The sequence below is a fragment of the Dysosmobacter sp. Phy genome, assembly GCF_054476235.1.
The window spans coordinates 929,630-954,851 of sequence record NZ_CM136997.1; the positions used below are offsets into that span (position 1 = coordinate 929,630).

At 64.1% G+C, this 25,222-nt stretch carries 19 protein-coding genes; 5 read left to right on the forward strand and 14 right to left on the reverse strand.

The genetic code is table 11. The features are described 5' to 3' along the window. Positions 1-27: 27 nt before the first annotated feature. Positions 28-1,050: a sugar ABC transporter substrate-binding protein gene (locus tag ACVDHE_RS04650; RefSeq protein WP_213037029.1), complete on the reverse strand. Its 1,023-nt coding sequence runs from the start codon at positions 1,048-1,050 to the stop codon at positions 28-30. Between the two features lie 220 nt (positions 1,051-1,270). Here ACVDHE_RS04650 and ACVDHE_RS04655 point away from each other — a divergent pair, with 220 nt between their 5' ends. Continuing rightward, a complete protein-coding gene (locus ACVDHE_RS04655; RefSeq protein ID WP_458885773.1) occupies positions 1,271-3,028 on the forward strand; it encodes a cache domain-containing sensor histidine kinase in 1,758 nt (585 codons plus the stop codon). Then, positions 3,018-4,619: a response regulator transcription factor gene (locus tag ACVDHE_RS04660; RefSeq protein WP_458885774.1), complete on the forward strand. Its 1,602-nt coding sequence runs from the start codon at positions 3,018-3,020 to the stop codon at positions 4,617-4,619. Before ACVDHE_RS04655 ends, ACVDHE_RS04660 begins: the two co-directional genes overlap by 11 nt. A gap of 244 nt (positions 4,620-4,863) precedes the next feature. On the opposite strand, the gene ACVDHE_RS04665 is transcribed toward ACVDHE_RS04660, so the two are convergent. The 10 genes from ACVDHE_RS04665 to ACVDHE_RS04710 all read right to left on the reverse strand — a co-directional run bounded on the left by ACVDHE_RS04665 (position 4,864) and on the right by ACVDHE_RS04710 (position 15,734). Beyond that, positions 4,864-5,019, reverse strand: a complete 156-nt coding sequence (locus tag ACVDHE_RS04665) for a hypothetical protein (RefSeq protein ID WP_213037032.1) — start codon at positions 5,017-5,019, stop codon at positions 4,864-4,866. Positions 5,020-5,192: 173 nt separating this feature from the next. Beyond that, positions 5,193-6,128 (reverse strand): helix-turn-helix transcriptional regulator, encoded by a 936-nt coding sequence (locus ACVDHE_RS04670; RefSeq protein WP_458885776.1) that lies wholly within the window; start codon positions 6,126-6,128, stop codon positions 5,193-5,195. A 516-nt stretch (positions 6,129-6,644) separates the two neighbouring features. After that, positions 6,645-8,033 carry an argininosuccinate lyase gene (argH, locus tag ACVDHE_RS04675; RefSeq protein WP_458885777.1) on the reverse strand — a complete coding sequence of 463 codons (1,389 nt, stop codon included), beginning with the start codon at positions 8,031-8,033 and terminating at the stop codon, positions 6,645-6,647. 250 nt (positions 8,034-8,283) lie between these two features. Further along, positions 8,284-9,216 carry a 3-hydroxyacyl-CoA dehydrogenase family protein gene (locus ACVDHE_RS04680; RefSeq protein WP_458885778.1) on the reverse strand — a complete coding sequence of 311 codons (933 nt, stop codon included), beginning with the start codon at positions 9,214-9,216 and terminating at the stop codon, positions 8,284-8,286. Positions 9,217-9,228: 12 nt separating this feature from the next. Beyond that, entirely contained in the window at positions 9,229-10,002 is a 774-nt protein-coding gene (locus ACVDHE_RS04685; protein WP_213037036.1) for a 3-hydroxybutyrate dehydrogenase, read from the reverse strand. Positions 10,003-10,221: 219 nt separating this feature from the next. Continuing rightward, positions 10,222-11,121: a LysR substrate-binding domain-containing protein gene (locus tag ACVDHE_RS04690; protein WP_458885779.1), complete on the reverse strand. Its 900-nt coding sequence runs from the start codon at positions 11,119-11,121 to the stop codon at positions 10,222-10,224. Positions 11,122-11,237: 116 nt separating this feature from the next. Then, complete coding sequence (locus ACVDHE_RS04695) at positions 11,238-13,205, reverse strand: FtsX-like permease family protein (protein ID WP_458885780.1); 1,968 nt, start codon at positions 13,203-13,205, stop codon at positions 11,238-11,240. Continuing rightward, positions 13,198-13,965: an ABC transporter ATP-binding protein gene (locus ACVDHE_RS04700; protein WP_458885781.1), complete on the reverse strand. Its 768-nt coding sequence runs from the start codon at positions 13,963-13,965 to the stop codon at positions 13,198-13,200. The genes ACVDHE_RS04695 and ACVDHE_RS04700 overlap by 8 nt, the downstream gene beginning before the upstream one ends. A gap of 108 nt (positions 13,966-14,073) precedes the next feature. Further along, the gene (locus ACVDHE_RS04705) at positions 14,074-15,057 is read right to left on the reverse strand and encodes a sensor histidine kinase (RefSeq protein WP_325225975.1); all 984 of its coding nucleotides are present in this window, start codon (positions 15,055-15,057) and stop codon (positions 14,074-14,076) included. After that, positions 15,054-15,734: a response regulator transcription factor gene (locus tag ACVDHE_RS04710; RefSeq protein WP_458885782.1), complete on the reverse strand. Its 681-nt coding sequence runs from the start codon at positions 15,732-15,734 to the stop codon at positions 15,054-15,056. Before ACVDHE_RS04710 ends, ACVDHE_RS04705 begins: the two co-directional genes overlap by 4 nt. 145 nt (positions 15,735-15,879) lie before the next feature. Here ACVDHE_RS04710 and ACVDHE_RS04715 point away from each other — a divergent pair, with 145 nt between their 5' ends. The 3 genes from ACVDHE_RS04715 to ACVDHE_RS04725 all read left to right on the forward strand — a co-directional run bounded on the left by ACVDHE_RS04715 (position 15,880) and on the right by ACVDHE_RS04725 (position 20,833). Further along, on the forward strand, positions 15,880-16,263 hold the full coding sequence (locus ACVDHE_RS04715; RefSeq protein ID WP_213037042.1) for a BlaI/MecI/CopY family transcriptional regulator: 384 nt from the start codon (positions 15,880-15,882) through the stop codon (positions 16,261-16,263). Then, a complete protein-coding gene (locus tag ACVDHE_RS04720) occupies positions 16,260-19,847 on the forward strand; it encodes a M56 family metallopeptidase (protein WP_458885783.1) in 3,588 nt (1,195 codons plus the stop codon). Before ACVDHE_RS04715 ends, ACVDHE_RS04720 begins: the two co-directional genes overlap by 4 nt. Positions 19,848-19,939: 92 nt before the next feature. Next, positions 19,940-20,833 carry a PfkB family carbohydrate kinase gene (locus ACVDHE_RS04725; protein WP_458885784.1) on the forward strand — a complete coding sequence of 298 codons (894 nt, stop codon included), beginning with the start codon at positions 19,940-19,942 and terminating at the stop codon, positions 20,831-20,833. An 82-nt stretch (positions 20,834-20,915) separates the two neighbouring features. Here the strand turns inward: ACVDHE_RS04725 and ACVDHE_RS04730 are convergent, their stop codons facing one another. Genes ACVDHE_RS04730 through ACVDHE_RS04740 form a run of 3 tightly spaced genes read right to left on the reverse strand, consistent with a single transcriptional unit; the run spans position 20,916 to position 25,007 of the window. Next, positions 20,916-21,314 (reverse strand): metallopeptidase family protein, encoded by a 399-nt coding sequence (locus tag ACVDHE_RS04730; RefSeq protein ID WP_325225987.1) that lies wholly within the window; start codon positions 21,312-21,314, stop codon positions 20,916-20,918. Between the two features lie 14 nt (positions 21,315-21,328). After that, on the reverse strand, positions 21,329-23,494 hold the full coding sequence (locus ACVDHE_RS04735; RefSeq protein ID WP_458885785.1) for a Tex family protein: 2,166 nt from the start codon (positions 23,492-23,494) through the stop codon (positions 21,329-21,331). A gap of 28 nt (positions 23,495-23,522) precedes the next feature. Then, positions 23,523-25,007, reverse strand: a complete 1,485-nt coding sequence (locus tag ACVDHE_RS04740) for a DUF1846 domain-containing protein (protein ID WP_213037047.1) — start codon at positions 25,005-25,007, stop codon at positions 23,523-23,525. Positions 25,008-25,222: the final 215 nt, after the last annotated feature.

The following is a 25,222-nucleotide window of genomic DNA, read 5'->3' on the forward strand; positions in this document are numbered from 1 at the left end:
TCATCTGCTGCAGCCGGTCATGCCATATTATTTTTCCACGTAAGACGGCTCATCAACATAGGTGTCGATGTTATCAATTGTGATCTCAATAGAGCCGGTGTCGGTGTAGGCCTCCACGCTCTCTCCGTCGCACAGGGCATTGAGCATATCAACCACTGCCACGCCCCAGGACGCCTGCCGCTGGGCCACCAGGGCCTTCACGTATCCGTCGCGGACGCCCTGCAGGTTGTCGGGCATATCGTCAAAGGTCAGGATCATGTGCTCGTCGTCATTCTGCCAGCCCTTGGCCTTCCAGACGGAGACGGCGGCGGGACCGGCGGTGGCGTCGATGCCGACGATGGCGTCAAAGTCGGGATGGGCCTGGATCATGTTCTCCGTGCAGGTGACGGCCTTCTGGGCGTCGCCCTCGCTGGACTGGGTGTCGATGATCTCGATGTCGGGATACTTCTCCGCCAGATATTCCTCAATACCGCGGATGCGCTCGTTCAGGCTCCACTGAGTGGGAAGGCCGGTCAGAATCATGATCTTGCCCTGGCCGTTGAGGTTCTTGCCGATGACCTCGCCCATGTGCCGGCCGGCCTTGTAGTTATCCGTGCCGATGAAGGCCAGCGCCTTGCTGTCAGACGCCTCGGACTCAAAGCAGATCACCTTGATGCCCTTGTCAATGGCCTTGTCAATGGTGGGAACCAGCGCAGTGGTGTCGGTGGGGCCGATGGCGATGCCGTCCACGTTCATGGCGATCAGATTCTCCATAATCTCGATCTGCTGCTGCGCATTGGAGGAGTCCGGCGCCTTGGTGATGATGGAGCAGTTCTTGGTGGCCGCATACTCCTCGGCGTCCTCACCGATGGGTTCAAAGAAGGGGTGCACGATGGGATAGACAATGGCAAAGGTGCGGCCCTCGTCGGAGCTCTCGGTCCCCTGGGCCTCCTCCGTGGTCTGGTCCTCATCGCTGGCGGCCGTGTCGCCGGAGGTCTGTCCGCAGGCTGCGAGAGAGAAAATCATGCAGCCCAGCAGCAGGCAGGAAAGCAGTCTTCTTTTCAGTTTCATCTTGTCGTTCCTCCTTGTTTGTTGCGTTGCCTTTCGGTTCTCTGTGCTTCGCATTCTAGCAGAATCTCTTTTTTTGCGATACGTCTATTCTTTTGAAAAACGTTCCTTTTTTTTGGACGTTTTCAAATGCACCTGGAAAAGTGCAAAAAGTACCTTATAATGAAGATACCCTGATTTTCCAAAGGAGGCCGCCATGCGTATCCCTGCCGGATTCAGACATATGCCCCTGAAACGAATGATCGCCCTGCTGGTAGTGCTGTTTTCCCTGCTGCCCTCCCTGGTCATGAGCCTCTTCGCCTACCGGGTGGCAGCAGGGCAGGCGGAGGAAAGAGTCTCCGTCCAGGTCTCACAGACCGCCCAGCACGTGAACTCCGAATTGAACATGGTGATCAACGAGGCATCCCGTTTGATAAATTATTCCTCCTCGTACACCATTTCCAACTTTCTCAGCAGCAGCACGCCGGAAGCCCGGTATGAAAACGCCAAGGCGCTGGGCGAGCTTTTCAGCATCATCCGGCAGACGCAATCCAGCAACTCCTACATTCTGGACATGAGCGTCATCGGCATCAACGGCCGGTGCTTCAGCGAGCGGAACGGCTATTTCAATCTGGAACGCCCCTTTGAAAGCTACGAGGACTTTCAAACCGTGGTCTCCCTTCCCAGAACGGTCCATGTGCAGGGTTCGGCCCAGTCTCTGCGGGGACAGCCCTGGGAGGACAATGCCCTGACGGTATCCGCGGCGGTTTTCAAAATCAGCACCAACGAGGTCTGCGGACTGCTGCGGGTATCTGTCAGCAAGGATTTCATCGTGGATATTCTGAAAAACGCCAAGCCCAGCCCCGGCGGGCAAACACTGGTGATGGACGGCAGCGGCGTGGACCTCTTTCCGTCCCAAGGCGGCGTCAGGCTCTCCTCCGGCACGGTCCGGCACATTCTGGAGGACGGCACCTCAGGCACCATCAAGAGCAATCAAGCGCTGGTGGTCTACACTGAACTGCCCTCCACCGGCTGGACCATCGTGTCTGTGGCCCCCACCAGCGAGGTCTTTTCCTCCGTGTATCAGCTGCGGGCCAGCACGGTTTTGATGGTATTGGTGTCGATCCTCCTGATCGTGGCAGTCAACATTTTGCTCTCCAGCTATATCGCCCATCCCATCTCGCAGCTCAAGTCGCTGATGCGCTCCGCCACCTCCGGCAACCTGGATGTGGAGATCCCGGAAATCCACGGGCAGGTGGAGATCGAGGAAGTATACCGCAGCTTCGCGGCCCTTCTCCGGGAGACCAAAAATCTTCTGGCCCGCATCGTAGAGGAGCAAAAGAACCTGAAGAAAGCCGAGCTGACGGCGCTCCAGTCCCAAATCAACCCCCATTTCCTGTACAACACCCTGGACAGCGCTGTATGGGCGGCGGAGAGCAACAAAAATGAGGAGGCTGTGGACCTGATCGCCTCCCTCTCTGATTTTTACCGGCTTTCGCTGCGCAGCGGAATGGATGTGATCCCCTTTGAAACCGAGGTCAACCACGTCTCCTGCTATCTGCACATCATGCAGATGCGCTATCAGGACATCCTGAGCTACCATGTGGATGTGGCCCCGGAGACGCTGCGGGCCCACTTCCCCAAGATCATTTTGCAGCCCATTGTGGAAAATGCCATCTACCACGGCATCAAGAACCGCCGCTACCGCCGTGGGGAAACGGGCCATGTGGAAGTCCGCGCCAGAAAGATCCCCGAAAACCTGCTGGAAATCACCGTTTCGGACACAGGAATCGGCATGAGCCCGGAGGCTCTGGCCGCCCTGAGCCGGAAAATCGACGAGGGGGTCCTGCGGTCCGGCCAGAGCTACGGCCTGATCAATGTAAACATGCGGCTCCGTCTGATGTTTGGGGAGGGCTATACCCTCACGCTTCGCAGCCAGGAGGGCTGCGGCACCCAAGTCATTATCCGCGTACCGCTGACAGAGGAGGACAATGGGTTATAACGTTTATCTCGTCGAAGACGAATATATGCTGCGGGAATATGTAAAATCCAACGCCATCTGGAAAGATGGTCCGTATACGCTCTGCGGAGACGCCTCCAACGGCGAGGACGCCTGGGAGGACATTCAGGCCACGAATGTGGATATCCTTGTCACAGACATCAAAATGCCCTTCATGGACGGACTGGAATTGTCCCGGCTGGTCCGGGCCAACCGGCCGGAAATCAAGATCATCATACTCAGCGGCTATGACGACTTCGCCTACGCCAAGCAGGCCCTCTCCCTGGGCGCCACCGAGTACCTGCTCAAGCCGCTCAAGCCCGACGACCTGCGCAAAACCCTGGACCGTGCCGCCAGGATGATTGACGAGGAGCGCCGCCAACAGCAGTCCATCAGCGAGCTTCAGAAAATGGCGGATGAATCTCTGGAGCTCAACCGGCACCGCTTCCTCTCCCAGCTTTGCAGCGGCTTCTTTCCCCAGCGGGTCATTGACAGCAAAGCGCAGCTGCTGCAGCTGCGCCTGGCGGCCGGCGCCTACACCGGCTGCGTCATGGCGGTCCATTTTCCCGGGGACTCGGAAAACGACGAGGAGAGCTATCTTACCTTTTTGGACTGTTCCCAGACGTTCCGGGACTTTGCCGCAAACAGGGAGGATATTTTCTGGTTTTCAGACGGGATCGATCAATTCCGCTTCATTTTCTTGGGGGAGAGTGAAAGCGGCGTCTCTGACAAGGCCGTCCAATGCATGCGCCGGCTGGTGATGCTGCTCACGGAAAAATGCGGACTGTCCCGGATCACTGCGGCAGTCGGCAACCCCTGCGGCCACATAGGCGATCTGTACAGCTCCATGCTGTCGGCAAACGTGACGCTGGAGCTCCTGCCCCAGACGACGGAGAGCACCGTGGTGCTGGCCGGGGACTGCCGGGATCTGCCCGCCAACGTACAGTATACCTCCCTGGAAAAAGAGATGTTCCGGAATCTGCTGGCCAGCGGAAGCGTAAAGGATGTGCCCAATTTCGCAGCCTCCATGGTGGAAAAGCTGGAGCGGATGCAGATGAGCCACCTGTATCTGACCTACGTCTGTCTGGACATTCTGACGGCCGTATCGGACTTTCTGAAGGAGCTTGGCTACGAGGCGGACGCCACGCCGAACCTCTCCATTCCCAGCGTGGTCCAGCTATTCGGCAGCAGCCAGGATCTCTCCAGTTTTCAAACAGCCCTGCGGGATCTGGCCACCCAGACGATCCTTCTCCGGGATCAGCGCAAAGGCGGCAAAAACGACAGTGTCATCCGCCAGGCCAGGGAGTTCATGATGGCGCACTTTTCCGAACCGGACCTGGATCTGGCCGTGGTGGCGGGTCAGGTCAACGTCAACCCAGCCTATTTCAGCACGCTGTTCCGGCAGGAGACCGGCCAGTGCTTTATTGAATACCTGACCCTGCTGCGCATCAACAAGGCAAAAACTCTGCTGAAAACCACCCAGATGCGCACCAGCGACATTGCCTTTGAAGTGGGATACAGCAATCAGAACTATTTCAGCAAGCTGTTCAAAAAGTGCACCGGCATGTCCGCCCGGGATTTCCGGCAAAGCTGATATCCCCTCTCCTGGGGAAGCTGCGGAGCACCCCCGGCTCCCGAGCGCCGCCCCACAGCTTTTCGCCAATCGCCGCCGAAAAGCGATCTTATCATCGAAAAGCCACCCGGCGCCTCACGAAATTTTCAACCGCTCTCTCCCCACAGAGACCCCTTTCAAACGAAACAGGCACCTGATTCGCCAAATGAATCAGGTGCCTGTTGTTTGCTGTATGAGGCGGAACGCGCTCAGCCGGCGGCTTTCCCTATTCGCTCTTTGCCGCATCCTCCACCGCTTTGATCAATTCCAACACGCTTTGAAACGCCACACGTTTTTCTGAAGCAGGAAAGTACACCGAGCCCTGCCACTCCCGGTTCTCCACTCCGGTGACCGTGATCTCACATACCGGTTCTTTCTTCATGGCTCGTCATCTCCTCCCTGCCCCGCATCCTTTCAAAAGGGCGCAAGTTTTCCGTCTCCTATTTCCTACGGGCGCCGTATGCTAAATTCAATTTAGCATGAAACGCTTTTTTTGCAATCACCCGTTTCCACGGAAAAAAGGACTATGCCTGCGGAATTCCGCAGGCATGGCTCTCAACGCAGCATGTATCGTTTCAGATCCTTCCGCTGCTTGATATTCAGCTTTTGCAAAACCGTGGAGATGTACTGCTTGACGGTGTTGAGAGAGATCCCCAGATGGGCGGCGATCTCCTGATTCGTCCAGCCCCGCGCGGCCAGCATGGCGGTGGCAAACTCCGTGGTCGTCAGATTGTCCGCCACCTGTTCTCCGGTGGCCGGATTGTGGACCTTTCGCCATCCCGCAGAAAACCGGTAGGTGATGGAGATGATCCGCTTGAAATCCTCCGGCCAGTCCTTTTTCAAAGCCGCCTCCAGCATCCCGCCCAGCAGGCCGTGATGTTCGCCAAATCCCTCGATCAGATCGTCCGGCCGGGCCAGATCCCAGGCGGCCATCAAATGCGCCTGCGCCTGCTCCGGCTGTTTGAGGCCCATGTAATCCATCACCGCCGCGAGATGTATGTAAATGGCGGGAATGGGAAATTCCTCTCCCTGAACCGCAAAGGCCGTCTCCACAATGCCGATGCTCTTCCCGTAGTCTCCCTGCAAATACGTGTGGTGGGCCTGTACGTAGAGCGCAAACATCCGCAGCCCCGGCGGCAGGAAACGGATATACTCCCGCAGATCTCCCGTTCCCTCCGGCGGGGGCAGGTGCAGCAGCACCGCCGCGGCGGTAACCGTAAAAGCAGCCAACGCCCGCATCTGGGGAGGGGTGTGTTCATCGGCGGCTGCCAGGACGCCCTGCACCTCCGCCAGCGTGTACTGCGCCCGACGGATCTGACCCACGGAGAGATTGGAGTACGCATAGATCAGGCAGGCCGACAGACGCAGCGACAGATTCTCATGGCTCAGATACCGCTCCGCCTCCCGAATCGCCTCTTCCGGCCGCCCGCTGAAATAATAGTATTCCGCCCGTGCAATATCCCGCAGGCGGGTATCTGCGATCTCCTCCACATATTCCCTGCAATGTCCCGGTACAAACGCCCCATTCATCAGCGGCATGGGCATCAGATCGGCGGCAGGCTCCGACGGAGCGGGCCCGGGCGCCAATCGTGTCGGGGCAGACTGTCTCTGCTTCTTCCGTGGATCTGCCGGTTTCCGGCTGTCAGCGGGGATGGCCCAGGCCCCCCCAAACTTTTCCGCACCATGAATACGCCCGCTGGCGCAGTATTGCTGTGCAAGCCGCTCTGAAACTTTCCACTTTCGGGCCGCCTGCCGCACCGTGATATATTCCATAGCATCTCCCCGCAACAAAAAACTGACACAGCAATTATATTCGTTTTCCCGCACAGTTTCAAGAGCTCCGGAGCATTGGATCTCTCCGTCCGGCAAAGCGCTCCGGCCGCAGCTGCGTTTTTTGCAGCGCCGGCAAACAGCGCCCCGAGATCTGTGATCTCAGGGCGCTGTTTCGGTTTCCCGCCGGTGCAGGCGGCGGAAAACCGTTTTGAATCCGCATCCAGCGAAGGGCTGTCACTGCCGCTCCAGGCTGCTGAGCCACTCCCGGCCCACGGCGATCTGCCGCCGGACCTCCGCCGGAGCGGTGCCGCCGAAGGACGTCCGGGCGTCCACGCAGGCGCTGATGCTGATGTCTCCCAGGGAATCGGGGGTCACCCGGCCGTCGATGGCGGCCAGGTCCTCCGCCGTCAGATCCTCGAAGTCGCAGCCCTTGTGTTCGCAGGTCTTGACCATGCGGCCCACGATGGAGTGGGCCTCCCGGAAGGGGATGCCCTGCCTGGCCAGATGCTCGGCGATGTCGGTGGCGTTGAGGAAGCCCTTGCCCAGCTGCTTTTGGATCTGGTCCATGCGGAACTCCGTCTTGTCCAGCATCCGGGCAAAGATGTCGATGGAGGCCTTCCAGGTGTCAATGGCGTCGAACAGGCTCTCCTTGTCCTCCTGGAAGTCCTTGTTGTAGGCCAGGGGCGTGCCCTTCATGACGGTGAGCAGCTGCATCAGGTCGCCGTAGACCCGGCCCACCTTGCCCCGGATCAGCTCCGCCATATCCGGGTTCTTTTTCTGGGGCATGATGCTGCTGCCGGTGCAGAAGCTGTCGTCAATGGCGATATAGGCAAACTCGGAGGAATTCCACCAGGCGAACTCCTCCGCCCAGCGGGACAGGTGCATCATGGAGATGGACGCGTCGGAGAGGAACTCCAGGCTGTAATCCCGGTCGCTGACGCCGTCCATGGCGTTCTCGCAGGGAGCGGCGAAACCCAGCAGCTCACTGGTGCAGCGGCGGTCAATGGGCATGGTGGTGCCCGCCAGGGCGCAGGAGCCCAGGGGGTTGTAGTCCATGCGCGCCAGAGTGTCCTGCAGGCGCTGGATGTCCCGCTTGAACATCTGGAAGTAGGCCATGAACACGAAGCCCACGGTGATGGGCTGAGCGTGCTGGAGGTGGGTGAAGCCCACGGTGATGGCGTCGGCGTACTGCTCCGCCTTGCGCAATATCACGTCCTCCAGGCAGCAAAGGCTCTCCAGGATCTCCCGGATCTCCTTTTTCAGATACAGCCGGCCGTCCACCTGGCACTGGTCGTTGCGGCTGCGGGCGGTGTGGAGCTTCTTGCCCACCTCGCCGATCCGGGCGATCAGGCGGCTCTCCACGCCCATGTGGATATCCTCGTCCTCCACGGTGAAGGTGATCTTCCCGGCGGCGATGTCCGCCCGGATGCCCTCCAGCCCGGCGATGATCTGGTCCCGCTCGGCCTCGGTGACGATGCCCTGCTTGGCCAGCATGGTCACGTGGGCCACGCTGCCGTCGATATCCTCGTTGTACATCCGCTGGTCGAAGAAGATGGAGGCGTTGTACCGCTTCACGATCTCATCCATGTCCTTTTCAAATCTGCCGCCCCACAGGCTTGCCATATGCTGTTCCGCTCCTCTCCTGGGGGTCCCGCCCGGCGGGATCCTCCCGGTCCGTCATTGATTTTCCCGCCCGTTTCAGCGGAGATTCCCCCGCCCGCCGGGCGATTTGCATGGATAATGATACGCCATATACCGCTTTTCGTCAATCGCTGATCCACAGTTTCTCTCTTTTCGCCACAGTGACCGGACTGCCCGCCGGGGCAAAGAGGAAGCCCCGGCGCGCAGTGCGCCGGGGCTCTGAGGATCTCTGTCAGCCGGGCATGGTCCACTCCCGGACGCCCTCGAAATAGGGGCTCTGCTTGCGGCGGCGGAAGTCGTCGCCGTCCTTTTGGGACCAGTCGTACAGGCCCTGGCCCGCCGCCTGGCCGGTCTTGCCGGAGGCCAGGCCGTCGGTGACGGTCTTTTGCAGCTCCCGGGTGCCGCACAGGTCCGGGTACACGTTCTGGGCGATGGTGCTCTCCAGCTGGAAGCCCACGGCGTCAAAATACTCCAGCAGTCCGATGGAGGCATAGCGCATGCCCATGGCGTACTTCACCGCCTTGTCGATATCCGCCGCGGTGGTGACGCCCTGCTCGATGAGGTAGATGGACTCCCGGAACAGCGCCTGGGCGAAGCGGTTGACCAGCAGGCCCGGCACGCTGCGGTTCAGCACCACCACCTGGCGGTGGAGCGTCTCCAGCAGGGCCAGGGTCCGGTCGATGGCCGCCTGCTCCGTCCGCTCATGGCGGACCACCTCCACCAGGGGCAGCATATGCACCGGCTGGAAGGGATGGGCGATCAGCAGATGCTCCGGCCGGGGGGACAGCGCCGCCAGCACCTCCGCGTCCATGGAGGAGGAGCAGGAGGCCACGATGGCGTCCTCCGCCGCGTACTGGGCAGCAGCCTCGTACACGGCCCGCTTCTCCGCCGCGCCCTCGGTGACGGCCTCAAAGATAAAGGTGTGGCCCTCCAGGGCGGCGGGGTCGTTGGTGACGGTCAGCAGCGCCATGGCCGCCTCCTTGTTGGAGGCGGTGGCCAGGCCCTCGGCGATCAGGTCGTCCCAGTTCTGGGCGATGGCTTTGCGGCAGCGCTCCAGGCCCTTTTCCGAGTGGCCGATCACCGTGCAGGGCAGGCCGTGGCCGATGACCAGCGTGGCCTGGCAGGAGCCGATGGTGCCGGAGCCGTAGACTGCGATCTTCTCCATGGAACCGCCCCCTTACATCATGGCCCAGCCGTGGGTCAGCCGCAGGGACTGGCCCGTGAGGGCGCCCTGGTCGTTTGCCAGGAAGGCCAGGGTGTTGGCCACGTCCTCCACGGTGGTGAACACGCCGTCCACGGTATCCCGCAGCATGATGTTCTTCACCACTTCCTCCTCGGTGATGCCCAGGGAGGCGGCCTGCTCGGGGATCTGCTTTTCCACCAGCGGGGTCTTGATGAAGCTGGGGCAGATGGTGTAGGTATAGATGCCGTAGTCGGCGCCCTCCCGGGCGATGGCCTTGGCCAGGCCCGCCACGCCGTGCTTGGCGAAGTTGTAGGGCTCTTTCAGCTTGGAGCCCACGAAGGACTGGACGGAGCCGGTGAACACGATGCGGCCGCCCTTGCCGGAGGCCTTCATGCGGCGGAAGGCCGCCCGGGACACCAGAAAGGCGCCGTCGGCGTGAATGGCCATCATCTTCTTCCAGTCGGCGAAGGGATACTCGTCGAAGGGATGGACGATCTGGACGCCGGCGTTGGACATGACCAGATCGCAGGAGCCGTAGGTCTCCACCATCTTGTCGAACCCGGCCTCCACCTCTTCCTCATTGGACACGTCCATGTGGACGGCGATGGCGCTGAGGCCCTGGGCGGTCAGCTCCTTTACCAGTTCCTCGGCGGCGGGCATATTCACGTCAGCCACCACCACGCCGTAGCCCTCCCGGGCCATTCTCTCGGCGCAGGCCTTGCCGATGCCGGATGCGGCGCCGGTGATGAGAGCGGATTTCATGGTCATAACGACTTCCTCCTTTTTTCCGGGGCGGGCCCGCGGCCCGACCTCCCGCCGGGCATTGGCTTCCCCGGCTGTCTTTTCCCCTCTATCTTAGAAAAACAAGGCGCAAAATGCAATGATGATTCTGCCAGAAACTGTGCCGCCCTTTTTCACGTAGCCCACAAACTCATTTATATAATATTTGAATAATTATTTGTAAAACTTATAAATAAGGCAAAACGCTCACAGGTCGTCCGGCGGCAGGTGGGCACGGACGAAGTCCAGGAACAGCCGGCAGGCGTTGGACATATACCGCTCCTTGTTCCAGGCCAGGGCGATGTCCCAGTACTTCATGCTGTCGCTGAGGGGGACGCAGGCCACGTTGGGGTCCGGGTGCTTGTCCATCACGGGCCTGGGCAGGATGGACACGGCGTGGTTCTTGGCCACCAGCTCCACCATGAAGTCCCACTGGCTGCTCAGCAGGGCGATCTTGGGCCGGAACCCGGCGCTGTGACAGGCAGAGAGGATCTGCCGGTGGAGGATGAAGTCCTGATTGAAGATGGCGAAGGGCTCCTCCCGCAGCTGGGCCACTGTCAGCTCCTTCTCCCCGGCCAGAGGGTGACTCCTGTGGAGCAGGGCCACGTTCCGCTGGGTGGTGAAGTGGCAGCTGGCAAAGGTGGCCAGCCGCTCGGTCTTGAGCGTCACGGCCAGGTCCACCTGCCCTCCGGCGATCCGCTCGTCGATCTTGTTGGCGCCGTCCTCGATGACGGTGATGTGGATATCGGGATACTCCCGGTAAAACTCCGGGATCAGGTCCCCGAAGAAGCAGGCGCCGAACAGGGGCGAGAGGCCCAGGGTGAAGGTGCCGGAGCGGCTGGTGCGGCTGGTGTGCACGTTTTCCACGGTCCGCTGGTAGGCGTCCAGCAGCTCCCGGGCGCTGTCCAGCAGGGCCCGGCCCTCGTCGGTGAGCTCCTGGCGCTTGTTGAAGGAGTAGAACAGCTTGGCCCCCAGCTCCTCCTCCAGCTTCTTCACCGCCAGGGACAGCGCCGGCTGGGACAGCGACAGCATCTCCGCCGCCTTGGAGAAGCTGCCGTTTTGGGCCACTGCCACGAAATAGGTGATCTGCCGGATATCCATGCGCATCCCGCCTCCCGCCGCGTTTTTTCCCATGTTACCCTGCCCGCGCCCCGGCTGTCAACTCCCCGTCCGCCGAAACGGCGCCGGGGCAAAGCTCCCGGCGCCGTTTTGATAAATGGGGATCACGCCACGATCCGCCGGTAGGCCCGGGCCGTCAGGCCGTAGACCAAGGCGTAGACGGCGCAGAACACCGCGAAGGTCCCCGCCGTGCACAGAGCATAATGGCCGGTGCTGGTCAGCTGGAACAGGGCCAGCAGCTTGGAGACCATGGGATAGGCCGCCGCCGTGTGGATGCCCGCCGTGACCAGCGGCAGGAAAAACACCAGCAGGATCTGGCTGTGGATGGAGGAGCGGACCTCCCGGTCCGTCATGCCCACCTGCTGCAAAATAGTATAGCGCCGCTGGTCCTCGTACCCCTCGGAGATCTGCTTGTAATAGATGATGAGGGCCGTAGCCAGCAGGAACAGCAGGCCCAGGAAAATGCCCAGAAACAGGAACCCGCCGTACATGGCGTAGAGGTTTGCCGCGTTGTCCTGCCGGCTGTTGAAGGCGGTTCCGCCCCCGGTCCCGTTCAGGAGCAGATCCACGCAGGCCAGCTTCTGCGCCTCCGTTCCGTCCAGGTCCATCTGGATGCGGAATTCCCGGTCCAGGCCATTGCGGCTCTGGGCGCCGATGGCGGAGATCACGCTCTCATCCGCCACCACCAAAAAGACGTCCGCCGACTGGCCGGAGACCAGTGCGGTGGTATTGCGCCGTGGAAAGTCCGCCACAGTCCCGGCCACATGGAAGGGAAGGTTCTCAATATAAAAGGTCTCCGGCAGCGTCAGGTTCTTTGTCTGGACCAGGACCTGGTCCGGCTCCAGGGCCGCAGCCCTGCCGGTGAGGCGGCCGTACGCCTCTGCCGTCAGCAGTTCCAGCCGGGTGCTGATGCCCTCCTGGAAATTGAGGGAGAAGGTATTGCCGGAGTAATAGCCCACGGTGTCCGTCCGGGTATACCACTGGATCTGCTCTGCCTTTCGGCCGGCGGCGGACAGGTTCCGCTCCACCTGGGCGATCAGCTCCTCCTGTGTGAGCAATGCCTCCTCGTCGCCGCGGTCGGTCAGGTACTGGATGATGTCCACATCGTGGGGAAACATCTGGTCCAGGGAGGATTCCATGCCGGTGTAGAGGCTGACGGTGGTGGATACCGTCACCAGCACCATGGTGGAGAGGATGCAGATGTTGGCAAGGCCCACAGCGTTTTGCTTCATCCGGTGCAGGAGGCCTGCCACGGCGGTGAAGTGCCGGGTCTGGTAATAGTAGCCGGGATTGGCCCGCAGAGCCTTGAGGACCGCCACGGACCCGGCGGCGAACAGGCAGTAGGTGCCGATCATCACCAGCACCACCGCCAGGAAAAACAGGACCAGGGCCTCTGTGGGATTCTGTACCTTCCAGGAGAGAAAGTAGCCGCCGCCCAGGGTCATGAGGCCCAGGACCACCAGCAGCCTCCGGGTCCTGGGTTCCCGCTCTCCCTGCGCCTCACTGTGGAGCAGCTCCACCGGCCGGGCCCGGCCCACCCGAAAGAGATTGCACACCAGGGTCAGGGCAAAGAGGACGGCAAAGAGCGAGGCGGCGGAGAAAATGGCCGGCACGCTGATCTCAAAGCCAAACTCCACCGGCAGCCGCGCGATCTGCAGCAGGAGCAGCAGCGTCAGCTTGCTGAAGAGGATGCCGGCGGCGATACCGCCCGCAATGGCCGCCAGAGCGCAATAGAGGGTCTCCCACAGGCACAGCAGGGCGATGTGGCGCTTCTCCAGCCCCAGGATGTTGTACAATCCCAGCTCCCGCTGCCGCCGCTTCATGACGAAGCTGTTGGCGTAAAGCAGCAGCACCACGGAAAACAGGGCCACCACGATGCACCCCAGGTACATCAGGCTCTGGAGGTACGCGCCCCCTCGGACGGAGGAGACGATGTCGCTCTCCGTCAGGTAGCGGAGGATATAGAACATGGCGGCGGTACCGCCGCAGGAGAGCAGGTACGGCCCGTAGTACCGGCCGTTGCGCAGCAGGTTCACCAGGGCCAGCCGGGGAAAGAAGCCGGACTTACGCATGGGGGCCGCCTCCCTCCGCCAGGACCGTCAGCGTGTCGGAGATCCGGCGGAACTGGCTCTCCCGGCTTTCGCTGCCCCGGTAGATCTGGTGGTACACCTCCCCGTCCCGCAGGAACAGCACCCGGCCCGCGTGGCTGGCCGCCTTCACCGAGTGCGTTACCATCAAAATGGTCTGGCCCCCGGCGTTGACCTGGCCGAACAGGTCCAGCAGGTTGTCCGAGGCCCGGGAGTCCAGGGCGCCGGTGGGCTCGTCTGCCAGGACGATCTGGGGGTCCGTAATGAGGGCCCGGGCCACCGCCGCCCGCTGCTTCTGGCCGCCGGAGACCTCGTAGGGGTACTTGGAGAGGATGTCGGCGATGCCCAGCTGCTCCGCAATGGGCTGGAGCTTTTTCTGCATGGCGGGATAGTCGGTCCCCGCCAGCACCAGGGGCAGGAAGATATTGTCCCGGAGGGAGAAGGTGTCCAGCAGGTTGAAGTCCTGGAACACAAAGCCCAGGTGGGACCGGCGGAAGGCCGCCAGATCCCGCTCCCGGATGTCCGAGAGGGCCTTGCCGTTCAAAAACACCTCCCCGGCGGTGGGCCGGTCCAGGGCCGCCAGGATGTTCAAAAGGGTGGTCTTGCCGGAGCCGGACTCGCCCATGATGGCCACGTACTCCCCCGGCTCCACGGAAAAATTCACGTTGGACAGGGCCTGGACGGGATTGCCGCCGAAGCGGGTGGTGTAGATCTTCTGTAAATGCTGTACTTCCAGCAGTGCCATAGGCAAACGCCTCCTTGCTTGGATTGGCCCCAGTATAGCAGGGGAGCCGGGCTGTCCGCCATGGTCCTGGCTTACAGTCCGGCTCCGTATCTTACAGTTTCGTAAGGTTTACTCCATGGTCCGCTTCCGGCGGCTCAGGTCCAGCCGGGCGATGGTGCCCCGGCCCGGCCGGGAGACGATGGTCAGGTCATGGCCCAGCTTCTCCGTCACCCGGCGGCTGAGGTACAGCCCGATGCCGGTGGACTTCTGCCCGGTGCGGCCGTTGTAGCCGGTGAAGCCCTTTTCAAAGATCCGGGGCAGATCCTCCTCCCGGATGCCGATGCCGCTGTCGGCAATGACCAGCGTCTCCCCGTCGGCGTAGATGCGGACGGTGCCGCCGGAGGGCGTGTACTTCAGCGCGTTGGACAGCAGCTGCTCCACCACGAAGGAGAGCCACTTGCCGTCGGTCAGCACCGCGCGGCCCGTCTCCCGGAAATCCAGGGCGATGTGCCTCAGGATAAACAGCCGGGCAAACTTCCGCACCGCCTGGCGCAGCAGCGCGTCCAGGTCCGTGTCGCAAAAGACGTAGTCCGTGGAGTCGCTGTCCAGCCGCAGATACCCCAGCACCATGTCCACATACTGGCCGATCTTGATAAGCTCCGCCTCCAGCTGCTCCCGGGGCGGCGGATCCTCCTGAAGCAGCAGGCCGGCGGCGGCCATAGGGGTCTTGATCTGGTGGGCCCAGAGGGTGTAGTAGTCGGTCATGTCCTCCAGCTTGTCCCGCTCCCGGGCCAGCAGGCGGGTGCGGTGGGCGGCCACCGCCGTCAGCAGGGCCTGATAGTCCTCCTCCAGCAGATCCCCTGCGGGCGGCAGGGGCAGCACCGGCTCCTCCGCCCGGTCCAGCAGCCGCCGCAGCTCCCGGTGCCGGGCGCAAAAGCGCCGGAAGCCCAGGCCGAACAGCACTGCCCCCAGCGCCAGGCACAGCGCCGCCGCATAGCCCACCGCCTCCACCGGCAGATCGTACAGGGAGAATACCGCCGCGAACACGGCGGCGATCCCCGCCAGCAGCACCAGCAGCTTCCACTGCCGCCGCAGATAGGCCAGCAGCATCATACCGGCTCCTCCGCCAGATACCCCTCGCCCTTGCGGGTGCGGATCAGGTCCGGCAGCCCCGCCGCCTCCAGCTTCCGCCGCAGACGGCCCACGTTGACGGTGAGGGTGTTCTCATCCACAAAGCTGTCGGACTCCCACAGCCGGGTCATCAGCGCCTCCCGGCTGACGGTCTGTCCCTTGCGCTCCAGCAGCATCTGCAAAATGCGCAGCTCATTCCGCGTCAGCTCCAGGCGCTGCCCACCCGCCGTCAGCGTCCCGTCGGACACGTTCAGCACCGCGCCGCCGCACCGCAGCAGCTGGGCAGGCGGTCCGAAGTCATAGGCCCGGCGCAGCATGGCCTGGACCTTGGCGGAGAGGACCTGGAGGTCAAAGGGCTTGGAGAGCAGGTCGTCACCGCCCAGCTGCATGGCCATGACGGTGTTGACGCTGTCCCCGGCGGAGGTCAGAAACAAAATGGGCACTTTGGAGACCTTCCGGATCTCCTGACACCAGTGGTAGCCGTTGAAAAAGGGCAGGGAGATGTCCAGCAGCACCAGCTGGGGGTCGAAGTCCGTAAACTCCTGAAGCACCCGGTCAAATTCCCGGGCGCAGCGGACCGTGTAGCCCCAGCCCTCCAGATAGCGGGCCACGGCGCCGGCGATCACCTCGTCGTCCTCCACCAGAAAAATACGGTACATGGCGCCGCCTCCTTTCCCGAAAAGGGTAACATTCCGGCGGGGGAATGTCAATTCCCCGCCGGGCTGCCCCGTCAAATTGGTTGACAACCGTAGTCCCCCGTGTTAGAATTGGATTACAAAAGTAAGCCAAAAGGAGGCGAGATGCATGGACAAGGCGTCTGTGACCCTCAGCGCCAGCGAGTGGCGGGTGATGGAGGCGCTGTGGACCGGCCCCAAGACCCTGATGGAGCTGGTGCGGGAGCTGGGTGTCTCCGCCGGCTGGGCCAAGAGCACCGTCACCACCATGGTCCGGCGGATGGAGGAAAAGGGCCTGATCGCCTATGAGCAGTCCGGCCGGGCCAAGGTGTTCCGCCCCGCCGTCAGCCGGGAGGCAGTGGCGGCGGCGGAGACGGACTCCCTGCTGAGCCGGGCCTACCACGGCAGCGTGGGACTGCTGGTCAACGCCCTGGCGGAGCGGGAGAGTTTGAGCCAGGCGGACATCGACGAGCTGTACGCCGTGCTGCGCAGAGCGGAGGAGGGACGGTCATGAGAGAGATCCTTCTTACCTCCAGCCTGCTGATCCTGGTGCTGATCGCCCTGCGGTATCTGCTGCGGGGACGGATCCGCCCCCGGGTCCAGTACGCCCTGTGGCTGCTGGCGGCGGTGCGGCTGCTGGTGCCCCTGTCCCTGCCGGGAACGGGGCTCAGCGTGCTCAACGCCCTGCCGCCGGAGGGGCCGGACACCACGGTGTACGTCTCCTCTCACGGGATCACCACTTCCGCCCCGGCGCCGGAGACCGGGACCACCGCCGACAATCAGGAGGTCGCCATCTACTATGACGACTCCGGCATCCGCCACTTCTATCCGGTGGGGGAGGCCCCGCCGGCGGGCACGGACTACACCACCGTCCCGGCGGAGCAGATCTTCGATCTGGGCGCGGTGCTGCGGACCGTGCGGCTCTGCGGCGCCGCGGTGATGGCGTTCTGGTTCCTGACTGTGAACCTGGCCTTCTCCGCCCGGGCCCGGAAGGGCGCCCGGCGTCTGGAGGGGGCGGAGAGCCCGGTGCCGGTGTACGTGTCGGCGGCGGTGCCCTCTCCCTGCCTGCTGGGCCTTGTCCGACAGCGGATCTACGTGACGCCGGCCTGTGAAGCGGACCCAGTACGGCTGCGGCACGTCCTGGCCCACGAGCTGACCCACCGCCGCCAGGGAGACCCCTGGTGGTCGCTGGTCCGGGCGGCGTGTCTGTGCCTGTATTGGTTCGACCCCCTGGTGTGGTGGGCGGCGGCGTTGTCCCGGCGGGACTGTGAGCTTGCCTGCGACGAGGGGGCCATCCGCCGTCTGGGCGAGGCGGAGCGCATCGCCTACGGCCGGACACTGGTGGGACTGGTGGCCGCCGGGGTCTCCCCCGGGAGCCTTTTGCAGACCGCCACCACCATGCGCAGCGGCAAGAGCGGATTGAAAGAGCGCGTCGCCCTGATCGCGAAAAAGCCCCGGATGCTGGCGGTGACGGCACTGTGCCTGGTGACCGCGGTGGCCGTCGCGGCCGCCGCCACCTTCACCGGCGCCCGGGCCGACCGCTCCGCCGCCGTGGAGCTGCCGGAGCTGGGCATCTCCCTGGTGCTGCCGGAGGGGCTGACGCTGGAGGCGTACAGCGACACCCTGGGCTACGGCGGCGGATACCGGTTCTCCCCCGACGTCTATTCCGACTTTGGGGACGGCACGCCGCCCCAGTGGACCGCCGCCGGCATGGCGGGCGTCTTTCCCGCCAGCTGGCTCACCTGGGAAGGGGAGACCATCCGGGAGGCCCTGCCCACCTGGAACCACACCGACTGCGGAGAGTCGGAGTCCCTGTCCGGCCTGGCCGCCCCGGCGGCGCTGCTGTACGCGGAGCACGACCTCTACACCGCCGCGGAACTGGGCGAGCTGGAGCTCTCCGGCACAGACCTGTCCGCGGTGGAGACGACCTCCGCCTACTGGTACGTCTTTCTGGCCCGGCCCGGCGATGACACCGGCATCCTGCTGAGCCTCAACGCCAAAAACTTTACCCGGGAGGATGCCGTGGACTTTGCCCGGTCCGTGGAATTTCCGGAGACGGAGGGCCCCGTCCTGACGGCGGAGGAGCGGACCGCGGCCGTGCGGGCGGCACTTGCCCAAGTGCCGGAGGCATACGCGGACCAGGTGGTCGTGGAGGCCCCGGCGGAGGAGGGCGGGACATTCCGCTTCGCCTACTACTACGCCCCGGACTACGACAGCGACTACGGCGGCTGGCTGTTCGGGGTCAACCGCTGGGACCAGGCGGATTTTGAGCGGCATCTGTGCGCCGTGGACACCAGCGGCGTCTCCTGCTTTGCTAAAGGCACCGACGGGTACTATTACGCCGTCCACTTCCCCACGGATGTCAACTTCTCCCCGGAAAACGCTGAGGATTACCAGGCCGTCCAGTCCGCCCTGATGGACTGGGCGGAGGCGGCGGTGCTGGCCGTGGCGGGCGTGGAGCCCTTCCCGGAGGAGACCGTCCAGGCCATGCGCAGCCAGCCCTATCAGTTTGCTGGCGACCACATCACCGCCACCTACTACCCCTACTACGCGGTCAACGGCAGCCGGGAGATCACCTGGTCCTTCATCCTCTCCCAGCCGGTCACCCAGGGAGAGGGCGGTGTCTGGTGCGTGGAGCAGCTGTGGTACGACGGAGAAATTCCCCAGCGCCAGGTGATCCGGCCCGACACGGACCTGCCCATGGCGGACTACTACGCCGACCTCCAGTCCCAGGCGGACGCAGGACAGGCGGATTGGGCCGCCGATCCCATGGAGGTGTGCCTGCGCTTTGCCCACTCCCTGGAGGGCGGCCATCTGAACGCCGCGGCAGAGAGCTTTGCACTCAGCGAGGTCTACTCCTCCGCCCCATACAGCGCCAACGACCAGGCCGCCAAGGACCTGACGCAGGTGCTCCAGAACTTCACCGGGCGGCTGGAGGTGAACCTGGAGTACAACAGCGGCGGCACCTGGCAGACGGACGCCCTGTCCGTCTCCACCTCGGACCCGACGGTCCGGGTCCTGCTGAACAAGCTCACCGGCGACGGGTACAGCTGGGTGGACACCCGCTGGACCTGGCCCATCGCCACGGACCCCTGGGCCTCAGAGGAGGAGGGGGACTACTTCCTCACCCTCCATGACCCCGACGAGCTCTATATGCTCCGGGTGTTCTTCGGCAGCCCCTACGTGCAGTATACCGACAAGGGCGGCAGCACCATCTATCAGGTGACCGCTGTCCACGGCGGCGGGGCCGCAGAGGCCATCCGGGCCTGGTTCGATGAGCAGTCGGACGCACCGCTCACCGCCGACGTCCAGGCCGGGATGCTGATGGACGCCATCCGCAGCAATGAGACGCTGGTCATGGAGATGCTCCGGGCCGACGGCGTGGGCGGCGGACGGTATGTGACCACGCCCGGGGGCACCGCCAACGCCCAGTACACCGCCCTCCATTTCTCCTCCCCCTACGCCTTCAGCTGGTCCCGGGCGGAGGAAGGCCTGCCGTCCTCTCCGGAGCCGGAGGCCTCCCTGATCCTCTCCTCCCCGGATGGTCGGTACGCCATCCAGGTCTGGACCGGCAGCGACCTGGTCCGCTGCACCGACAGCGGCCAGACTTACTGGCTCCGGGCGGAGAGCGCGGACGCGATGCCCTATGGCAGCATCTTCGACCACCTGCGGTTCTGGTACGACGAGGTGGAGCTGGATGTCCTCCGGGGCGACATCGTGATCCCGGACACCGGGCAGGACCACCTGGCCGTCGCCCAGGCCTGGGTGGACGCGGTGCAGGCAGTCGGTCTCCAGGTGACGCCGGGCAGCAAGTACGCCCTGACCTACGTGCGCAATGTGGTGGAGCTGGACGAGGAGGCCATGGACAGCTGGTACCAGCCCTTCATGCTGGAGACAGAGCACTTCTACTTCCACTACTATCGCATCTTCGTGCCGGAAAACGAGGCGTCCCTCAGCTGGAACATGGCCGGGAACACCGAAAACTATACCGGCGCCTACGGCGAGGCCCCGGAGGGGGCCTTCATGAACCGGCAGATGGGACCCATGTACCTCTCCGATGACGGCTGGCGCTGCGACGGCACCGGGACGGGGCCGTAATATGATCAAACAGGGGAGCGGCGAACGCCGCTCCCCTTCCCTTTTTCCGCCCGCCGCGCTATACTGAGGAAAACCGCACCGGGAGGCAGCCTATGGAGATCGTCAATTTCGGGTCCATGAACCTGGACTATGTGTATACCGTGCCGGACTTCGTCCGCCCCGGGGAGACCCTGGCCGTGGAGGGCCGGGCCGTCTACTGCGGCGGAAAGGGCCTCAATCAGTCCGTGGCCGCCGCCCGGGCCGGGGCGGCGGTCCGCCACGCCGGGATGCTGGGCGCGGGCGGAGAGGCGCTGCGGGCGGTGCTGGAGCGCAGCGGCGCGGACACCGCCCTCCTGGCGGACTGTCCCCTGCCCCAGGGCCACACGGTGATCCAGGTCTCCGGGACCGGGGAGAACTGCATCCTGCTCTGCCGGGGCTCCAACGGCGCCGTCACCGCCGGATACATCCGGCAGGTCCTGGACCGGCTCCCCGCCCCGGCCTATGTGCTGACCCAGAACGAGACGTCGGGCCTCGCCGACCTGCTGGCCCTGGCGGCGGCGCGGGGCCACCGGGTGTGCCTCAACGCCTCCCCGGTGGACGAGGCCCTGCTGCAAGCGGACCTCGGCGGCCTTGCCTGGCTGCTCATCAACCGGCTGGAGGGTGCCCAGCTCACCGGGGCAGAGGAGCCTCGGGCCATTCTGGACGCGCTGGAAGCCCGCTACCCGGCCATGGGCGTGGTGCTGACCCTGGGCCGGGAGGGCGCATGGTGCCGCAGCGGCGGGCGGCGGCTGTTCCAGCCCAGCTTCCCGGCCCGGGCGGTGGACACCACCGGCGCCGGTGACACCTTCACCGGGTACTTCCTGGCCATGCTGGCCCGGGAACGGCCCCTGGAGGAGGCCCTGGCCATGGCGGCCATGGCCGCCGCCATCGCCGTGACCCGACCCGGGGCGGAGCCCTCCATCCCCCGGGAGGCGGAGGTCCGCGCCCGCCTGGCGCAGGTCCGGTGATCCAACGCGGGAAAAAGAGAACCCCGGCCCGGGACGCTGTCCCGGGCCGGGGTTTTTGGATGGTGATGCGGCCGGAGTGCTCTCAGGGCGCTTCGCCCTCCCGGGCCGCGTACTCCGCCCGCCACTGGGCCAACTCCTCGGCGTCCCGGTCGTCCAGGGCGTGGAGGCCGCCCCGGCTCTCCATATGGTGGGTCAGCTCGTGGGAGAGGGTGGTGTAGAGCTCATCGGCCCAGGTGTCCTGGTCCCAGTTCTCCCGCTCCGCCAGGGCGGCAAAGGAGCCGTAGTAGAGATTGATATACCGGCCCAGCACATCCTCGCAGTACTCCCCCAGAATATACATCTCCCCCTCCGGGAACTGGGGATCCGGCAGGGCCTCCTCCAGCAGGTTCACCCCGCCGTTGAGCTCCTCAAAGAGCACCTGCGGAAAGCCCTCCGCCATCTCGTCCAGCGCGTCGTTGACCTGGTCGATGGTCAGGATCATCACGGTTCCTCCTCTCAGCTCTTGGCCTGGCGCATACTGAGGCTGATGCGCTTTTTCTTCTCGTCCACGTCCAGCACGACCACCTTCACCACATCGCCCACGGAGACCACCTCCGACGGGTGCCGGATGAATTTGTCCGCCACCTGGGAGATGTGGACCAGGCCGTCCTGATGGACGCCGATGTCCACGAACACGCCGAAGTCGATGACGTTGCGGACGGTGCCGGTCAGCTCCATGCCGGGCTTTAAGTCCTTCATCTCCAGCACGTCGGTGCGGAGGATGGGCTTGGGCAGATCCTCCCGGACGTCCCGGCCGGGCTTCATCAGCTCCGCCGTCACGTCCATGAGCGTGGGCACGCCCACGCCGCACGCCTCCGCAGCCCGCTCCTCGCCGTAGGCCTTCACCTGGGAGCGCAGGTCCCCCAGGGCACCGGCTTTCACGTCGGCCAGGGTGTGGCCGGTGAGGGCGAGCAGCTTTTCCGCCGCGGCGTAGCTCTCCGGGTGGACGGCGGTGTTGTCCAGGACGTTTCGGCTCTCCGGCACCCGCAGAAAGCCCGCGCACTGCTCAAAGGCCTTGGGGCCCAGCTTGGGCACCTTCAAGATCTGCTTGCGGGAGGTGAAGGGGCCGTTTTCCTCCCGGTAGGCGGCCACGTTCTTGGCCGTGGCGGGTCCCAGGCCCGCCACCCGCTGCAAAAGAGAGGGAGAGGCGGTGTTCACGTCCACGCCCACGGCGTTGACGCAGTCCTCCACCACGGCGCCCAAGGCCTCGTCCAGGCGCTTTTGGGGGCAGTCGTGCTGGTACTGGCCCACGCCGATGGCCTTGGGGTCGATCTTCACCAGCTCCGCCAGGGGGTCCTGGAGCCGCCGGGCGATGGACACGGCGGAGCGGAGGTTCACGTCGAACTGGGGGAATTCCTCCGCCGCCAGGGGGCTGGCGGAGTAGACGCTGGCCCCGGCCTCGGAGACGATCATATAGCTGACGGAGATGCCCTCGGCGGCCATTTTATGGATCAGCTCCACCGTCATCTGCTCCGTCTCCCGGCTGGCGGTGCCGTTGCCGATGGCGATGTGCGCCACGCCGTCCTTGCGGATCAGCTTGCCGAGCGTCGTGATGGCCTCCTGCTTCTGCCGCTCACCGTAGGTGGGATAGACCACGGCGGTGTCCAGTACCTTGCCGGTGGGATCCACCACCGCCACCTTGCAGCCCATGCGGTAGCCCGGGTCCAGGCCCATGGTGACCTTGCCCTTGACGGGGGGCTGCATCAGAAGGGGCCGCAGGTTCAGGGCGAACTGGCCGATGGCGCCCTCGCTGGCGGCTTCCGTCAGATCCGCCCGGGCCTCCCGCTCCAACGAGGGGAAGATCAGACGGTCCCAGGCGTCCTCCGCCGCGGCCTTGACGAAGTCCATGGCGGCGCTGCCGGGCACCACCGCGTGGCGCCGGACGGCCCGGAGGCCCAGCTCCCGGTCCAGTTCCAGGGCGACCTTCAGCTTTTCCTCCCGCTCGCCCCGGTTGATGGCCAGGACCTGGTGGCCCTGGAGCCGGGAGATGGGCTGGGAGAAGTCGTAGTACAGGCGGTAGACGGTGTCCTCCTCCGTGGCGGCCTCGCTGCGCAGACGCCCGTTTCTCCGCACCAGCTCCCGGAGCCTGCCCCGGAGGGCGGCGTCGTCGCTCAAGCGTTCCGCCACGATGTCGGACGCCCCGGCCAGGGCCTCCTCCGCCGTCTCCACGCCCTTTTCCGGGTCGATGTATTTGGCGGCCTCGGTCAAAGGGTCCGGGCAGTCGGGTCCCTGGGCGAAGAGCAGCGCCGCCAGGGGCTCCAGCCCCTTTTCCCGGGCAATGGTGGCCCGGGTGCGGCGCTTTTGCTTGTAGGGCCGGTACAGGTCCTCCACCTCCGCCAATGTGGCGGCGGCGGAGATGGCGGCGGAGAGGTCCTCCGTCAGCTTGCCCTGGTCGGCGATGGCCTTCTTCACAGTCTCCTTCCGCTCCTCCAGGCCCCGCAGGTACTGGAGGCGCTCTTCCAATGTCCGCAGGGCAGTGTCGTCCATGGCGCCGTGGAGCTCCTTGCGGTAGCGGGCGATGAAGGGGATGGTGTTGCCCTCGTCCAAAAGCCGGACCACGTTCTCCACGTGGTCCGGCCGCTTGTTCAGTTCCGATGCGATCTGTTGAATGATGGGGTCCATAGGGTCTCCTTTCGGGAATGACACCGGTTTACCGGTGATACAGCTTCTTGGTCTCGTACCGGGGCTCGCAGCTGACGTTGATGCCCAGGCGCTTCAAGAGGGTCTCGTCCACCTCGCTGAGGATGACGGTGAAGTGGGCGTCGCAGCCCCGGAGCTTGGGCAGCTGCTGCTGGGCCAGCTCCGCCAGGGGATTGGTCAGGGCGGAGATGGTCAGGGCCATGAGCACCTCGTCGGTGTGGAGGCGGGGGTTCTTGTGGCCCAGGTATTCCGTTTTCAGCCGGCACACCGGCTCCAGCACCTGGGAAGAGATCAGCTCGAAGTGGTCGGCAATGCCGCCCAGGGCCTTCAGGGCGTTGAGCAGCATGGCGGAGGCGGCGCCCAGAGTGTCGGAGGTGCGGCCGGTGACCACCCGTCCGTCCGGCAGGACCATGGCGCCGGCGGGGCCGCCGGTGGCCTCGGCCTTGGTCAGCGCGGCGGACACCGCGGGACAGATCTCCGACGTCACGCCCGCCTGCTGCATCACCAGCTCCAGCTTGCGGACGGTGTTCTCCTCGCACTTGCCCTGGACGTGCTCCACACCGGCGGTGTAGTACCGGCGCAAAATCTCCATCCGGGAGGCGGCGCAGCACACCGCGTCGTCCACGATGCAGTTGCCGGCCATGTTGACGCCCATGTCCGTGGGGGACTGGTAGGGAGACTGGCCCTGGATCTTTTTAAAGATGGCGCTGAGCACCGGGAAGATCTCCACGTCCCGGTTGTAATTGACGGCGGTCTTGCCGTAGGCCTCCAGGTGGAAGGGGTCGATCATGTTCACGTCGTCCAGGTCCGCCGTGGCGGCCTCGTAGGCCAGGTTCACCGGGTGCTTGAGGGGCAGGTTCCAGATGGGGAAGGTCTCAAACTTGGCATAACCGGAGGAAATGCCCCGCTTGTAATCGTGGTAGAGCTGGCTGAGACACGTGGCCATCTTGCCGCTGCCGGGGCCGGGGGCCGTCACCACCACCAGGGGCCGGCTGGTCTCCACGTAGTCGTTCTTGCCCAGGCCCTCGTCGCTGACGATGTGGGCCACGTCCGAAGGATATCCGGCGATGGGATAGTGGCGGTAGCAGCGGATGCCCAGGGCCGTCAGGCGGCGCAAAAAGGCGTCCGCCGCCCCCTGGCCGCTGTAGCGGGTCAGCACCACACTGCCCACGTACAGGTCCATGCCCCGGAAGCTGTCGATCAGCCGCAGCACGTCCTCGTCGTAGGTGATGCCCAGGTCTCCCCGGACCTTGTTCTTCTCGATGTCCGCGGCGTTGATGGCGATGACGATCTCCACGTCCTCCCGCAGCTGCTGGAGCATCCGCACCTTGCTGTCCGGCTCAAAGCCCGGCAGGACCCGGGAGGCATGGTAGTCGTCGAACAGCTTCCCGCCGAATTCCAGATACAGCTTGCCGCCGAACTGGGCGATCCGCCTGCGGATCTGCTCCGACTGCGTTTTGAGATATTGCTGATTGTCAAACCCAATGGCTGCCATAGACCCTCGACCTCTCTCTATCTTTTGTAAGCCGGCCCGGGGCCGGCGTTCAAACATGGGAGACATTATATCACATCCCCTCCCCCTTTGAAAAGGAAAAACCGCCGCGCACGGCGGGATTAGAAAAAATGATACTGGATATTACAAGTTTTTGCTTTACTTATGAAAGATCAACCTATATAATAACAAAGGTTAGGCTCCCTGCGCTTGAGATG